The following is a 15,925-nucleotide window of genomic DNA, read 5'->3' on the forward strand; positions in this document are numbered from 1 at the left end:
AATCTTCGATTTCTGACGAAGGAAGAATCTTATTGTAAATTAATTCTATGAGATGCTTCACTACATTTCATTTCATTCAGAATGACAGAGGGTGGTCACAATAATGTAGTATAAAATGACATTTTTTAAGTTTCGCAATAAGGATAAGAATGAATATCTTTGCAGTCCAAATATTCAGAAAAATGTTTTCAAAAATAATAGTACACAGAGTTGGAAATAAGATCAACGGAGATTCGCTGACACTTTCCCAGGAGGAATTGAAGCTGGAAGAAGGAATGGCAGAAATGCTTGAAGACTACTTTTTAGGTTCTTTTAAATCGGAAGAAACCTTCCATTTTTACAGTGATACTTACCTGGTCAATAATCCGGTTTACAGTGCGGTATCTGAAATTTTTGATGATAAAGCAAAATTTATCTGGGAATCTGAGAACATTGCGAAACACCTTTTTGAAGCAGCAGAAAATCCAAGAGTTCAGAGTGGTGAACTTTTCATCGTACTTTTTGAGGATGAGAGCGACCGTCCTGATAAAGTGGATAAAATCGGGATCTTTAAAACAGAGAAGAGAGAATCTTTCCTGAAAATTAATCCTGGAGAAGAAACATTTGATATTGAAAAAGATCAGGGAATCGGGTTATCTAAAATTGATAAAGCCGCTTTAATCTACAACAACAATAAAGAAACAGGATATGTACTTTCCGTAGTAGACAACAACAAAAACGGGGATATGTATTACTGGTTCGAAGATTTCCTGAAAGTGAAACAGCGTGATGATGAATATTTCCACACGCAGGAAGCTCTGATGGTGTATAAGGATTATATTACCAAACAGCTTCCTCAGGAGTTTGAAGTTTCCAAAGCAGATCAGGCCGATTTCCTGAATAAGTCTATCAATTTCTTCAAAGAAAAAGAAGAATTTAAGCTGGATGAATTTGCCAGTGAAGTATTGGGCGACGAGCATGTGATTGAAAGTTTTGTAAACTTTAAAACAGACTACGAACAGGACATGCAGGTGAATATTGCTGAAGAATTCCCGATCAGTGAAGCAGCGGTAAAAAAGACCCAAAGACATTTTAAAAGTATTATTAAGCTAGATAAAAACTTCCACATTTATATCCACGGAGACCGACAGAAAATTGAAATGGGTGAAGATGATAAAGGAAAATATTATAGATTGTATTTCGAAAAAGAAGTATAAAAAGAAATTTACGTTCCATAATAATGTCATAACTTTATTCCTGATTACAAAATAACAGTTATGAAATTTATGATCATTTTCTGGGGCGCTTTTCTCTTTTTTTTCTGCGTTCCTTTTCCGATTTTCATTTATATGATGACGGAAGAACTGGCAACAGAACCGAGAAATTCATTAGCTGTGAGCTATGGATATCTCGGTTTTTCTTTGTTGATATGGGGATATGTGATGATCTTCTTTATCAATAAGCTTTTCGTTAAAACGTTTAAAGAGAAGAATACCATTCAGTCTATTGTAAGAAACGGAGTTCCAAGGGAAGCTAAAATCATTGATTATAAACTCCTCAAATATATTCCGGAAACCCATATGAATGTTATTCAGATCGTTCTTTCATTTCCCAATCTGAGCAATACCCTGATAGAGCATGAAATGATGTTTCATGACTCCAAACCACAGGAAAAAAGATTTGATGTCGGAAACAAGGTGAAAGTATTGCTGAACCCCAAAGTATCCCAGGAACCTTACTTTATTTTAAGTGATCAGAAAGTAGGTTTTAACACATCCGGAATGATTTTAAGAAGTGTGTTTCTTATATTACTGATAGCTTATGTAATTGGTTTATACTCTTATTTCTATTGGAGAGAGTCCTTTGATTTTGGGTGGAGATTTATGACCTTCATGCACCCGATTATTTTCAGTGGAGTGATGACGATTATTTATGTATTGGTTTTTCAGCTCATTTTCAGTAAGTATTTTAAAAATAAAAAAGAAGAACGTATTCTTTTTTCGGGAAGAAATGCAGAAGCCCATATTATCAGTGTAAGCCAGACAGGTCTTACCGTGAATGACCAGCCGCAAATCATGTTTCAGGTAAGTTTTAAAGATTTCAGAGGAACTGAACACATTGCGGTTTACAAGAAAATTGTCAGCCTTTTGAAGCTCTCTTCCCTTCCTAAACAGGGAACGATTGAGATCATGTATGATGAAAACGATCCGAAGAAGATCATGATTCCCAAAGGAGTCTAGGAAGGAAAAATATTAATTCACCTTTTGCTCTTTTGCCTTATTCGCTATCTTTGTCCACTTACCAGATCATATGAAAACAACACTTGTCGATTTAACAAAACCCATTCAGTACAATGCAGGAGACCCTTGGTTCATGCGGGTGAAAATTAAACATAAAGCACATAGAAAATCACATTGGCTGATTCGTCTGGCGCTAAGACTTCCATCAAGGCTTTTTCCTAAAAACTGGATAGGCTGGGCAGATGATACCATCAAAAATATGGGACTTCATGCGACAACTCACATTGATGCTCCCTGGCATTATGGACCTGTAGTGGAAGGGAAGCCCGCTAAAACGATAGACCAGATTCCGTTGGAATGGTGCTATGGAGACGGAATTGTGATCAATTGTACCCATAAAGAAGATTTTGTTGCCATCACCATAGAGGATTTGAAAAAAGATCTCGATAAAAACAGAATTACGATTCAGGAGGGAAATATTGTACTCATTAGAACGGATCGCGATAAAATGATGGGAACTCCGGATTTCGTAGAAAAAGGAACGGGAATGAGTAAAGAAGCTACAGAGTGGCTGATTGACCAGGGCGTAAAAGTAATGGGAATCGACCAGTGGGGCTGGGATCTTCCCCTGAAGTATATGGCTCAGAAAGCCAAAGAACTCAATGATCCTGAATTCTTCTGGGAAGGCCATCGTGTAGGTATCGAAAAAGAATATTTACACATCGAACAGCTTACGAATCTAAGTGCATTGCCTCCCTCCGGATTTAAAATCTGTGTTTTTCCATTGAAAATTGTTGGTGGTTCTGCAGCTCCGGCGAGAGTGGTTGCAATAATGGATGCATAGGAATGTGAATTTTTCACCTCTGAAAAATAAAAAAGGCGAATTTGGAAATATTCAAATTCGCCTTTTTGTTTATTGTCTCTCAGATTAATTTTTCTTCCTGAAAAACAAAGCTCTGTTATACTCAAAATTCATTCTGGCAATATTCAGAACGGAAATACCTTGTGGACATTCCACTTCACAGGCCTCCGTATTGGAGCAGTGCCCGAATAATTCCGTATCCATTTGAGCCACCATATCCAGCACTCTTTTGCTTCGTTCTTCTTTCCCCTGAGGAAGGAGTGCCATATGGGTGATCTTTGCAGAGGTAAATAAAGCTGCACTTCCGTTTTTACAGGTAGCAACACAAGCTCCACATCCGATACACGCAGCAGAATCAAAAGCTTCCTCAGCCGTCTGATGGGTCACCGGAATGGCTGTGGCATCAGGAGCCTGGCCTGTATTCACCGATACAAAACCTCCTGAAGATATAATTCTGTCAAAGGCTGACCGGTCTACTTTTAAATCTTTTTTGACCGGAAAAGCCTCAGCACGGAAGGGTTCTATCAGAATCGTTTCCCCATCTTTAAAAGACCTTAAGTGAAGCTGGCAGGTGGTTGTATTTTTCAAAGGGCCATGGGCTATACCGTTAATCATCATGCCACATTGTCCACAGATTCCTTCACGGCAGTCGTGATCAAATTCTACCGGCTCATCTCCTTCAATGATCAGTTTTTCATTTAAGGTATCCAGCATTTCCAGGAAAGACATATGGGAATTCAATCCTTTCAGGTCATAACCCACCAGTTTTCCTTCACTTTTTCTGTCTTTCTGTCTCCATATCTTAAGATGTAAATCCATAATTTTCTGTTTTTATTTGTAACTTCTTACCGTTGGCTGAATTTCTTCAAAAATCAAAGGTTCCTTAATCAGTTCAGGTTCCCCATTTTCTCCCTTCCAAGCCCAGGCAGAAATAAATTGGTATTCCGTATCGTTTCTCATGGCTTCTCCGTCCGGAGTCTGGAATTCTTCACGGAAATGCGCTCCACAGGATTCGTTACGGGTTAATGCATCGTAGCACATCAGTTCTCCGATTTCGAAATAATCAGCCACACGGCCTGCCTTTTCCAGTTCGGTATTCATTTGATCTCCCTGCCCGGAAACTCTTACGTCTTTGTAGAATTTCTGTTTCAGCTTTCTGATTTCCTGAATAGCGTATTTCAGTCCTTCTTCATTTCTGGCCAGCCCGCAATAGTCATAGAGAAGTTTTCCTAATGTCTTATGGAAATAATCAACGGTTTTTGTTCCCTTGATATTGATGAAATCAGTAATCTGGTCTCTAACTGCTTTTTCTGCCTGTTCAAATTCCGGCGTATCCGGTGAAATTTTCCCGGTATGGATTTCATCTGCCAGGTAATTGGCAATCGTGTAGGGAGCAATGAAATATCCATCCACGGAAGCCTGGAGAAGGGAATTTGCTCCCAGTCTGTTGGCTCCGTGATCTGCAAAATTAGCTTCGCCTAAAGCAAACAATCCCGGAACAGTAGTCATCAGTTCATAATCTACCCAAAGTCCGCCCATGGAGAAGTGGGCAGAAGGGGAGATCATCATAGGTTCTTTATATGCATCATATCCTGTGATTTTAAGATACATATCGAATAAGTTTCCATATTTTTCCTTGATTTTATCTTTTCCCTGTTCCTGTATTGCTTTTGAAAAATCAAGATAGACGGCATTTTTCAAAGGTCCGATTCCGAAACCGGCATCAATTCTCTCCTTGGCGGCACGGGAAGAAATATCTCTAGGGGCAAGATTTCCGAAAGCCGGATATCTTCTTTCAAGATAATAATCCCTTTCATTTTCAGGAATATCATTTGGTGGTCTGTTTTCGCCTTCCTTTAACGGAACCCAGATACGCCCGTCGTTACGTAATGATTCGGACATTAAGGTCAGTTTAGACTGATAATCTCCGGATTGCGGCAAGGAAGTAGGGTGCACCTGAATCCAGCTTGGGGAAGCCATTAAAGCTCCTTTTTTATGAGCTCTCCAGATTGCGGAACCATTACATCCCATGGCAAGGGTAGACAGGTAATAAATCTTTCCGTAACCTCCTGTTGCCAATATTACAGCGTGAGCTGCATGTCTTTCAATATCTCCAGTGTCTAAATTCCTTACGATAATTCCTCTGGCTTTACCGTCAACAGTGACCAGATCCAGCATTTCATGTCTTGAAAATAATTGTACAGAACCTTTGCCAACCTGTCTCATCAAAGCCTGATATGCTCCCAGAAGCAGCTGCTGTCCCGTTTGTCCTCTGGCATAAAAAGTACGGCTCACCTGAACGCCTCCAAATGAACGGTTATTCAGATATCCGCCATATTCACGACCGAAAGGTACACCCTGAGCCACTGCCTGGTCGATGAGGTTCAGAGAACATTCGGCCATTCTGTATACATTGGCTTCCCGGGCTCTGAAGTCTCCTCCTTTCAAAGTGTCTACAAACATTCTGTAAACACTGTCGCCATCGTTTTTATAGTTTTTGGCAGCATTTACACCACCCTGAGCTGCTACAGAGTGTGCTCTTCTCGGGCTGTCCTGAAAACAGAATGATTTGACATTATAGCCCATTTCTCCCAAAGAAGCTGCAATTGAGCTTCCAGCCAGTCCTGTTCCTACAACAATCACGTCCAGTTTTTTACGGTTGGCAGGATTAACGAGTCTTGCTTTCTTTTTATAATTTTCCCATTTATGTTCCAATGGGCCTTGTGGTATTTTTGAATCTAAAATCATGACCGTTCTGTTTATTGGTAAGTAAAGTATACATAGATGGGCATCAAAGCAAAACCTACACAGATAATGATTGAATAAGCAATTCCGATGGTTTTGAACCACTGTACAAACTTGGGATGATAGAGACCCAGGGTTCTTACAGCACTATGTATTCCGTGAATCAGGTGATAGCATAAAGCGATCATTGATACAACATAAATGATAACGTACCACCATTCTTTAAAGACATTCACTACCAGAATGTATAGATCTTTATTTCCGTTCTCATCCAAAGGAGGATTTCCGAATTTGTAGATATACCAGAAGTTCTGGAAATGGATCACCAGGAAAATCAAAATTAATGTTCCGAGGATTCCCATATTCCGGGAAGCCCATTTGCTGGCTCTTCCACGTCTGTCGGTTTGGTAACCACCTCCTGACTTTTTATTTTTTAAAGTGATCATCAGTCCGTCTACAGCATGCAGAATGATACTGGCATACAAAACGTAAGAAACTATTTTGATAATGATATTTCCTGATAAAAAATGCGAGTACGCATTAAACTGAAGGTGTGCCTGTTCTTGTGGAAGAAAAAGCTGAAGATTTCCAAGGAAATGAATCAACAGGAAGAATCCCAAAAAGAGTCCTGTAAGGCACATCAGCATTTTTCTTGACAGTGTTGATAACATATTTTTGATGTATTGATTAATAATATCCTAAGACTTTCATCCACAATCCTCCTACAACCATGTAAATGATCAATAGAACGATTCCTATTTCAAGACCTCTGAGCCACCATGCTTTCAGGTCTACATATCCACTTCCGAAAAATACAGGAGCCGGACCGTGTCCGTAATGGGTAAGTACCCCATAAATTGAACCCATGAAACCAAGCATCATCGCCAATAACATAGGTGGAATTCCCAAAGAAACCCCTACACCCAGCAAGGCTGCATACATAGCCGCTACGTGGGCGGTAGCACTGGCAAAAATATAGTGACTGAAGAAATAGACAACAATAATTACCGGGAAAGCTACCTGCCAGCTCAGACCTCCAATTTGTACTTTGATCAGGTTACTGAACCATCCAATAAAGCCCAATTCGTTTAAAGAACTCGCCATCATTACCAGTACAGCAAACCAAACGATAGTGTCCCATGCTCCTTTTTCACCTTTTACATCTTCCCAGGTTAATACTGAGGTTAACAGCAATAAGGTTAAGCCAATGAAAGCTGTTGTTGTAGCATCAATAGAAAGCGCTCCACCGAATATCCAAAGGGCCAGCAGAATGAAAAATGCCAGCAGCATCAGCCATTCGTTTCTTGAAATAGGGCCCATTTCTTTTAATTTCTCAGCGGCCATTTTCGGAGCATCCCCTGTTTTTTTCAATTCAGGCGGATATAATTTGTACAATACCAATGGAACGACAAAGAAAGCTACTGCACCGGGAATAAAACCTGCTGCGGCCCATGACATCCATGTAATGTCAATACCAAGGTTGGCAGCAAACTTCTGACACATCGGGTTACTGGCTGTCCCGGTAAGGAACATAGAAGAAGCGATGAGGTTCATGTAGTAACTGTTCAAAGTCAGGAATGATCCTAATTTTCTATGGGTTTCCGGTTTCTCAGGAACGGAATCAAAACTGATGGCCATAGATTTCATGATCGGGTAGATAATCCCACCACCTCTTGCGGTATTACTTGGAATGGCAGGAGCAAGACAAACATCGGCAAGTCCTAGTCCGTAAGCAAGTCCTAATGAACTTTTCCCAAAAACTCTGATGAATAAAAAGGCAATACGGTTTCCTAATCCTGTTTTGATAAATCCTCTGGCAATAAAGAATGAAATCCCGATCAGCCAGATTACTTTATCTCCAAAACCGGAAAGCGCTTTGGTAATTGATTTTCCGGCATCCCCGGGAGCAACTACCTGTGTAAGGGCTGTAAAACCAATGGCCATCATACACATTGTACCCATAGGAGCTGCTTTAAGAATAATTCCTAAAATGGTTGCCGCAAAGATAGCGAACAGATGCCAGGCATTCTCTGCAACACCTTCCGGAGCAGGAATGAACCATATGATTAACGCAACAACAAATGTGATGGCTACGTTTCTGATATTTATTTCTTTCATGATACTAACTATTTAATCGTTTAAAACCTACTTTGTACCTGGACAATGAATAGATTGTTATTGTATTGTGATGTGTTTTCTACCTGATGTTTGTAGCGGTCAAACTGTACTCCCAGCTGAATTCTTGCGCCGTAATTTTTCAGGAATTCCAGGCCGAACATTGGAGTGATCGTCTGTCTTGGGTTGGAAGCCATTCTGAAATTGGTATCAAGATATTCGTAACGGCAGGATAATTCGAAGGCACTGAGGTTTTTATGGTTGATCTCATATCTCAGATTCGGAAGAAAATATGCACCACGAATCAGATACTGGTCAGGATTATCGGGTCTCAGTTCAGGAGCAATAGAATTGTACAGAACGTGGTTGGTTGCCTGCTTGGCTTCCAGCTGCATATCAAGACTCCATTTCGGATCAAACTCAATCAATGAACTTAGATCTATCCCCAGAGCATATACTTTTTTACTGAAAACTTCTCCGGTACCTCCATTCAGACCTACATTGAAGTGATATTTTTTTGATAATCCGAAAACAAGACGGGTAGAGTACTGCTTTCCATTATCATTATCGTTGATCTGGTTTTTTCCATTTCCGTTCACCACGGAAACAGCATATTGGAAAGGAATTTCTCCAAGCTGAAGCTGCCCTGTAGCAGACATTCCGATCTGGAAACTTGTCCACCCCAGCTTGCCAAATTCGGTATACTGATTAGACCAGTCTAAAGATTTAATAATGTCAATAGGGTAAGTCTCTTCAATACCAAACCACGGTCTGAACTGTCCTACAGTAATCGCTAATTTGGGATTGAAAGTATATTTCAGGTATGCATTTTCAAGAACTCTGCTTTTGGGGTCGTTTTTAAAATCTGCAAGGTTGGCTAACACCACCACTTCAGTACGTTTGCTGATCTGCGCCCGTACCTGAACTCTCATGTATTTGAGCATGAAATTATTATCCGTTCCGGAGCCATCGGTGTGATGAACCCCGTTTACATCAACGTCTTTACTCATTCCTACAAGATAACGCGCCTGAAAAAGGCCTTTGATCTGTAGCTGTGGGTATTTTACATTGTTTTCTTCCTGTGGAGGAGAGGTGGTCTTCAGAGAATCCTGATTTTGCGCATAAGCTGATAACCCAGAGGCCAGCATGCACAGGATCAGGCTTTTCTTTTTAATCGAAAAAAAGGCCATATCTATGTTTGTTTTTTTATTGTGAACTTTATTTTACCACAACTGCTTACCCATCCTGCTAAATCTTTATTTTGATTCTTCTCCGGAGAAGAAATTGGTTATCCATTCAATCATAATGGGGGCATACTCAGGCGTGTTGTATTACTAAGTATAAGCATGTTTGTAGTGAAATTTCTATTTTAATCCTAAGAATGTGAACGGTGCAGATTCTTTAAATTCTGCATTGGACTTTCCGTTATAGGTACGGTTGTTACTAAGGTCAAGCTTCATTACTTTTCCTTTAGAACTTAGATCAAAATCTTTAAGATCTACCCAGAAAGTGTTGGGCGTGAAAACCGTTTCAAAATAATACACCAGGTTTTTCTGATCCGAAACAGAACGCCATCTTGTAGAAGATATATTAGGTTCTGTTGCAGAGGTGATTCCGTAAGGAACAGAGCAGTTTCTGATGACGCTGAAAACACTGGCTACTGCGGTACGGGTATCTGCAGTCTGAGGGATTGCATTGATATAGTAAGAAGCTCTGACAAAGCGGTCTGCAGCACGGTTGGTTCCCGGAAGCATAACCGTTCCCGGAATTCCTTTCCAGTAATTGTTAAGAGCCAGCTGTTCCTCAAAAACGGGAGAGTTGGTCATTACCGTATAAGAAGGATCGTGGTGAATAACCAGTTTTCCGTCAATATATTCAAATACAGCATTGTCTCCGGAAGCATCGGAAATAGAAAGATGGACGGTTGTAAATCTTTCTGTTCCCGGAATATAGTCACTCACGATAACAAAAGGTTCTTTGCGTGAAAATTCTACGGCTTCTTTTACGGTAGCGAAATTATCAAGATAATATTGTGCCCATAATGAAATGGCAATTCCCTTTTTACTTCCTTTTCCATCGAATTTTGGATATTGAGATTCTCCCAGCCAAAGCAGATTGGCTACCAGTCCTTTCTCATTCATTCCGTCTGCTGAAGCAATATCCCATGAAGAGCTGATAAGACTGCCATACTTGGCGGTCCATTTTACAGATTTGGAGCCTACCTGTCCGTTGCGGTCTATTCCTTTCGGGAGAACCCATAAGTTGGCAGGGATTTCGTCACGCCAGTCCATAGAACGGGCTGTAATAACGGTATTCTGGGGACCTTTGTAAACTACCCTTGTACAGGCTTCTGAAGGATTCCATAATCCTACAGAGAGAACCAGAGAAAATAAAATTAATGGGAACTTTTTCATAATAGTATTATTTGAATTTAAATTTTATATTGAATTTGTTGTGAATAATTCAATGAATTTTCATCATATTCATTATTTGGTGATATAAATTTAGCGAAATTTGTTTTAATAAAACAATTATTAGGATTAATAATATGTAATCCCTGTTATGAATCATAGTTAAAGAATGAATACTTTGATTATTGAAATTTTTTCTGTATATTTTAGATAAATGACATTAAAAGAGGGAAAAAACAAAGAATTTTTCAATCCATTTTTCATTCTCTTTTTTGTTCGATAACCCTCGTAAATACTTGATGGAAAGTGCTTTAAAATTACATACCACAAAGTAGAAAGCTATGCGAAAAAACGCTATATTTGATAGATAGACTGAAAAGATATATGAATTTTATAGAATGCCATGAGGAACCTATCCATATTCCGGGTTCTATTCAGAGTTTTGGCTATTTGATTGGCATTGATGCAGAATCCCACACCATTACTTTTTTTAGCAGGAATATTGCGGATCTATTTAAAATCGAAAGCCCGGAAGAACTTTTCGACAGATATATCACAGACTTTCCGGAAAACTTTCAGAACATTATCAGCTCAGAAATATATACTTCCCTGGAAAGGTTTACCAGACGTAAAAACGAAACCTATTTTGACAAAATTTTTATCAACGAAAAAGAATATCACTTCTCTGTCTACAGGAGTGAAGATTATATTTTTCTTGAATTTGAAGAAGTTTTGATCAATCCTGATAAAAGAATTTCCAATAAATATGATAACTTTTACATCATCGATAATGAAAAGGAGCTCTGGAATCATCTTCTGGAGACCTTGTTAAAAGTCGTGAACTATGACCGGATGATGGTTTATAAATTTATGATGGACGGTTCCGGGAAAGTAATTGCAGAAAAGAAAAATGAAAATATGGAGAGCTTTCTGGGTCTTCATTATCCGGAATCTGATATTCCAAAACAGGCAAGGGAGCTTTATCTTAAAAAAAGGAAAAGAATTTTCAGTAATGTATACGCTGATACAGTTCCTGTTTTAAGCAAAAAAGCAGAAAATATTGATCTCACTTTTTCAGCATCCAGAGGGATGTCTCCTATTCACGGACAGTATCTTAAAAATTCGGGAGTAGCTTCCAGCTTTAGTGTTTCCATTATTATTGATGACCATCTCTGGGGATTGGTAACCTGCCAGAATGTAGAACCCAAGCATATCGATCTTGAAGACAGGGTGCAGGCCGGAATTTTTACAACGCTTGCTGCTAATGCCTATTCATCTTTTAAATCTAAAAGCGAACTGAATTTCCGTTTGGAACTGAATGAGAGAATGTCTCAGCTGAAAACGGAATTTTTAAAACATCATAATCTGTTTGATTCTCTTATCGAATGTAAAACAGAGATCAGAAAGCTACCAGAAGCAGACGGACTTGCCATTGTTTCGGATGAAAATATAGTAACAGACGGCAGCACTCCTGATCTTGAAAGTATAGGAAGAATTGCAGAATGGGCTCTTAGTAATACTGATGATCATATTTATGTGAGTCGCAATTTCCTTAAAGATCATGGTAAAGAACTTGAACTGACTGAAAATGCAGCAGGAATTGCAATTTATTTTGTTGAAAGGGATAAAAATGAAATGCTGATCTGGTTCAGAAAAGAGTTTGACGAGCATATTAACTGGGCAGGAAATCCTGAAAAAAAAGTAAGTGTATTTTCTCAGAATGGGGAGGAAAGGCAAATGATATCACCAAGAACTTCATTCCATGTTTTTACAGAAAATATTAAAGGACATTCTAAAAGATGGAATTCCAGAAATGTAAGTGCAGTACAGGCTGTAAGGGATTTGATCTTAGAAACTTCCCACAAAAATTACAATGCAATTAAAAGACTTAATGATGAGCTCAAAAAAGTGAATGAAGAGCTTGACAGCTTTTCTTACACAATCTCACATGATCTGGGAACACCTCTTACGGTAATGAAACTGAATGCTCAGATGCTTCTGGGAAATCTTGCGGATGATTCTCATAAAAGCAAAACCAAGATCAATTCAATTATTGAGGAAATTGACAATATGGCTGAAATGATGCATGATGTATTGCAGCTGAGCCGCGCCAAGCATAGTGAAATCCAACTTGAAAGTCTGAAAACAGCTCATACGATTGAGAAAATTTCCGAAAATGCCAAGATGACCTATGGCAGTCCAAACAGTGAGGTTATCATTAAAGAATGTCCGGATGTACTGGCTGATAAAACCATGCTTCATCAGGTGTTTTTGAATATCATCAACAATGCGGTTAAATATTCTTCCCATAAAGATCTTCCAAAAGTGGAAATTGAAGGATCGGATGACGGGCAGACCATTATTTACCGGATTTCAGACAATGGTATTGGTATTCCTGCTGAGGAAAAGCATAAGATGTTTAAAATCTTTAACAGGATGGATAATGCCAAGAAGTTTAAAGGAAACGGAGTAGGGCTGTCTATTGTACACCGTATCATGAAAAGATTGGGGGGAGATGTGGATTTTGAAAGTAACAGTGAAGGGACTTCCTTTATTTTAACGTTCAAAAAGCCTTATATTTGAGAAACTTTTAAAACGTAATGTATGGTATCAGAATACCTTAAACAGAATACAGCAGATTATCACGATGCGGCAGAAAAATTTTTTAATTCTGAAAAGATTTTCAACAAAACTTTCACTTTAGAAGATTATAAAAAAATCATTCATACCAATTACCTGATGCTTCTTCACAGTGAAGACAAAATATTCAGCAGCCTTTCAGATAAGTATGCAGAAAAACTTCAGCTTGATCAAAGAAAAAAGCTTTCCCTTATTGAAAAAGACCTTAAAAGCCTTTCCCTGGAAAATCAGGAAGTTTCCCATCCTCTAGAGTTCAATAATGAACATGAAGCCCTTGGAGCGATGTACGTGATTGAAGGTTCTACCCTGGGTGGAAATGTTATTGCAAAACAACTTTCTAAAACGGAGGGCTTTGATGAGGTTACCTTCAACTTTTTCGGATGCTATCAGGAGAATACAGGGCCGATGTGGAAAAATTTCAAGGAAGTTCTGGATACAGAAGTCGGTGAAGAAAACTATAATGAAGTGCTTTCGGGGGCGAAAAAACTATATACGTTTTTACTGAACGTCAACTAATTTATTTTAATTCTAATTAAATTCCTGAAAAATTGCTCAATTTTTCAGGAATTGTTAAATTTGGGGAGTTTCAAATTTAAACTTAACTAACAAAAAATAATTTTTAAAAAGTAACAATATGAAAGTAACTGTAGTAGGTGCAGGCGCTGTAGGAGCAAGCTGTGCAGAATACATCGCAATGAAGAACTTCTGTTCAGAAGTAGTTTTGGTAGACATTAAAGAAGGGTTTGCTGAAGGGAAAGCAATGGATTTGATGCAGACAGCATCTCTTAACGGATTTGATACGAAAATTACGGGTACAACAGGAGATTACAGCAAAACTGCAGGTTCTCATGTAGCAGTAATCACTTCTGGGATTCCTAGAAAACCAGGAATGACGAGAGAAGAATTGATCGGTATCAATGCTGGTATCGTGAAAGAAGTTACTGAAAACTTAGTAAAACATTCTCCAGAAGTAATCATCATCGTGGTTTCTAACCCAATGGATACTATGGCTTACCTTGTTCATAAAACTTCAGGTCTTCCTAAGCATAAAATCATCGGAATGGGTGGTGCATTAGACTCTGCAAGATTCAAATACAGATTGGCTGAAGCTTTAGAAGCTCCTATTTCTGATGTAGACGGAATGGTAATCGCTGCTCACAGTGATACAGGGATGCTTCCATTATTGAGCAAAGCGACAAGAAATGGTGTTCCTGTAACTGAATTCTTAAGTGATGAGCAACAAAAATATGTCATCGAAGAAACTAAAGTAGGAGGAGCTACACTTACGAAATTATTAGGAACTTCAGCTTGGTATGCTCCGGGTGCAGCAGTTTCTGTAATGGTTCAGGCAATTGCATGTGACCAGAAGAAAATGATCCCTTGTTCTTTAATGCTTGAAGGTGAATACGGACAAAATGATATCTGCCTAGGTGTTCCGGCTATCATTGGAGCAAACGGAGTTGAATCAATTGTAAACGTAACTTTGACTGCTGAAGAGCAATTGAAATTCGCTGAAGCTGCTAACGCAGTAAGAGAAGTGAATGGAGATCTTAAATTCTAATTTACTGGATTTTATATAAGAAAACCGCGTCCTTTGGCGCGGTTTTTTATTTATTGCTCTTCAATCTATGTCGGTTGTTTGAGCAATACTTTCCCAATTATTTTTCTCATAATAGTCTAGTTTACTATATCCATTTATATTATTAATAGTGTAAATGGCTTTTATATTCTTTAAATCTCTTTCTTCCGTATAACTTCCTGTAACAGGGTTAGCAGGAAATCTTGCTGCATCAGCATTTTTGAAAAAAACTAAAATTTGAAAATAACCATTAGTATAATTAGGTTTTACACTAGAACAGTAATCTTTTAATTGGTCTAAACTAATATCTTTGTTGACTTCAAAAAGAGTCATTTGGTTGAAATTACCATCAGTTCTTTCTTCTTTTTTACTATCAATTTTTTTTACTTTTTTATTTTCATAATTTGTTTTTGTGGATTTAGAACTTTCTGTTATTTTATCTTCTTTTCCTACTGGTTTTATCGCAATACTATCAATGGGTTCTGATATTGGATTTGAATTTAATTCCTTTTTGCTATTGTTACAGCTTAAGGAAATTAGTGTAAAAACGGTTAAAAATACTAAGGGTTTTAAGTTCATAATTATTCATTTTATAATACTTCAAAACTAAAAAACCAATGTCATTACTAATTACGGGAAACCATACTAATCAATTTCTCTGCTGGCGCGAGCGTCCCGCTCGTGTCCCGTACTATAATTTAACTCTTATAAAAAAATAATGAGTTTTTTATTATTTTTATAATATGAGCAGAAAACACAAATTTCATGAAAAAGAAGGCGCTTATTTTATAAGCTTTGCTACAGTATTCTGGATAGATATCTTTACAAGAATGGAATATTTTGATATTCTTATTGAGGCATTGAAGTATTGCAGAACAAACAAAGGAATGATGATTTTTGGGTATTGTATCATGCCTAGTCATGTACACTTGATTTTTAGGTCGGAGAATGGCTTACCTTCCGAATTGATCAGAGATTTTAAAAGTTTTACAGCTAAAAAATTACTACAAGCTATCGAAGAAAATAATCAGGAAAGCAGAAAAGAATGGTTACTTTGGATGTTCAAAAAAGCAGGAAGCCAAAATTCCAATATAAAAAAGTATCAGTTTTGGCAACAAAATAATAAACCTATACAAATATGGTCGCTAAAAGTATTTGAGCAAAAACTAAATTATGTTCATCAAAACCCAGTAGAGGCAGGTTTTGTCATGGAGCCTTGGGAATGGAAATATAGTAGTGCCAGGAATTATTGTGATGATTATAATGAGATCCTTGAAATAGATGTTAATTTATGATTGTGGACACGAGCGGAACGCTCGCGCCAGCGTTAATTTGTTTCATTGGTTTTCCTACT

14 protein-coding genes are annotated in these 15,925 nt (G+C 38.1%); 7 read left to right on the forward strand and 7 right to left on the reverse strand.

Going from position 1 to position 15,925, the window contains the following annotated elements:
- Positions 1 to 182: 182 nt before the first annotated feature.
- From J2786_RS12910 to J2786_RS12920, 3 genes are all read left to right on the forward strand, one after another.
- The gene (locus J2786_RS12910) at positions 183 to 1,196 is read left to right on the forward strand and encodes a nucleoid-associated protein (RefSeq protein WP_047434370.1); all 1,014 of its coding nucleotides are present in this window, start codon (positions 183 to 185) and stop codon (positions 1,194 to 1,196) included.
- Positions 1,197 to 1,256: 60 nt separating this feature from the next.
- On the forward strand, positions 1,257 to 2,219 hold the full coding sequence (locus tag J2786_RS12915) for a hypothetical protein (protein WP_047434368.1): 963 nt from the start codon (positions 1,257 to 1,259) through the stop codon (positions 2,217 to 2,219).
- Positions 2,220 to 2,289: 70 nt separating this feature from the next.
- Positions 2,290 to 3,063, forward strand: a complete 774-nt coding sequence (locus J2786_RS12920) for a cyclase family protein (RefSeq protein ID WP_047434366.1) — start codon at positions 2,290 to 2,292, stop codon at positions 3,061 to 3,063.
- Between the two features lie 84 nt (positions 3,064 to 3,147).
- On the opposite strand, the gene J2786_RS12925 is transcribed toward J2786_RS12920, so the two are convergent.
- The 6 genes from J2786_RS12925 to J2786_RS12950 form a co-directional block, all read right to left on the reverse strand.
- Positions 3,148 to 3,900 (reverse strand): succinate dehydrogenase/fumarate reductase iron-sulfur subunit, encoded by a 753-nt coding sequence (locus tag J2786_RS12925; protein ID WP_047434364.1) that lies wholly within the window; start codon positions 3,898 to 3,900, stop codon positions 3,148 to 3,150.
- A gap of 12 nt (positions 3,901 to 3,912) precedes the next feature.
- Positions 3,913 to 5,829 (reverse strand): fumarate reductase/succinate dehydrogenase flavoprotein subunit, encoded by a 1,917-nt coding sequence (locus tag J2786_RS12930; protein ID WP_047434361.1) that lies wholly within the window; start codon positions 5,827 to 5,829, stop codon positions 3,913 to 3,915.
- A gap of 11 nt (positions 5,830 to 5,840) precedes the next feature.
- A complete protein-coding gene (locus J2786_RS12935; protein ID WP_047434359.1) occupies positions 5,841 to 6,497 on the reverse strand; it encodes a succinate dehydrogenase cytochrome b subunit in 657 nt (218 codons plus the stop codon).
- A gap of 16 nt (positions 6,498 to 6,513) precedes the next feature.
- Positions 6,514 to 7,944, reverse strand: coding sequence for an anion permease (locus J2786_RS12940; RefSeq protein WP_047434356.1), 1,431 nt, complete (start codon positions 7,942 to 7,944; stop codon positions 6,514 to 6,516).
- Positions 7,945 to 7,964: 20 nt separating this feature from the next.
- Positions 7,965 to 9,131, reverse strand: coding sequence for a porin (locus J2786_RS12945; RefSeq protein WP_047434354.1), 1,167 nt, complete (start codon positions 9,129 to 9,131; stop codon positions 7,965 to 7,967).
- A 174-nt stretch (positions 9,132 to 9,305) separates the two neighbouring features.
- A complete protein-coding gene (locus J2786_RS12950; protein ID WP_047434352.1) occupies positions 9,306 to 10,355 on the reverse strand; it encodes a linear amide C-N hydrolase in 1,050 nt (349 codons plus the stop codon).
- A 381-nt stretch (positions 10,356 to 10,736) separates the two neighbouring features.
- Between J2786_RS12950 and J2786_RS12955 the strand changes: the two genes are divergently transcribed.
- The 3 genes from J2786_RS12955 to J2786_RS12965 all read left to right on the forward strand — a co-directional run bounded on the left by J2786_RS12955 (position 10,737) and on the right by J2786_RS12965 (position 14,553).
- Positions 10,737 to 12,935: an ATP-binding protein gene (locus tag J2786_RS12955; protein WP_047434349.1), complete on the forward strand. Its 2,199-nt coding sequence runs from the start codon at positions 10,737 to 10,739 to the stop codon at positions 12,933 to 12,935.
- Positions 12,936 to 12,956: 21 nt separating this feature from the next.
- Positions 12,957 to 13,508, forward strand: a complete 552-nt coding sequence (locus tag J2786_RS12960; RefSeq protein WP_047434346.1) for a biliverdin-producing heme oxygenase — start codon at positions 12,957 to 12,959, stop codon at positions 13,506 to 13,508.
- Between the two features lie 118 nt (positions 13,509 to 13,626).
- The gene (locus J2786_RS12965) at positions 13,627 to 14,553 is read left to right on the forward strand and encodes a malate dehydrogenase (protein ID WP_034699354.1); all 927 of its coding nucleotides are present in this window, start codon (positions 13,627 to 13,629) and stop codon (positions 14,551 to 14,553) included.
- Positions 14,554 to 14,613: 60 nt separating this feature from the next.
- Here J2786_RS12965 and J2786_RS12970 read toward each other — a convergent pair whose 3' ends face one another.
- Positions 14,614 to 15,150: a hypothetical protein gene (locus tag J2786_RS12970; protein ID WP_047434344.1), complete on the reverse strand. Its 537-nt coding sequence runs from the start codon at positions 15,148 to 15,150 to the stop codon at positions 14,614 to 14,616.
- A gap of 164 nt (positions 15,151 to 15,314) precedes the next feature.
- On the opposite strand from J2786_RS12970, the gene J2786_RS12975 reads away from it, so the two are divergent.
- Positions 15,315 to 15,866 carry an REP-associated tyrosine transposase gene (locus J2786_RS12975; RefSeq protein ID WP_047434342.1) on the forward strand — a complete coding sequence of 184 codons (552 nt, stop codon included), beginning with the start codon at positions 15,315 to 15,317 and terminating at the stop codon, positions 15,864 to 15,866.
- The last annotated feature ends 59 nt before the right edge of the window (positions 15,867 to 15,925 follow it).

Source organism: Chryseobacterium vietnamense, from assembly GCF_031454475.1.
GTDB lineage: Bacteria > Bacteroidota > Bacteroidia > Flavobacteriales > Weeksellaceae > Chryseobacterium > Chryseobacterium vietnamense.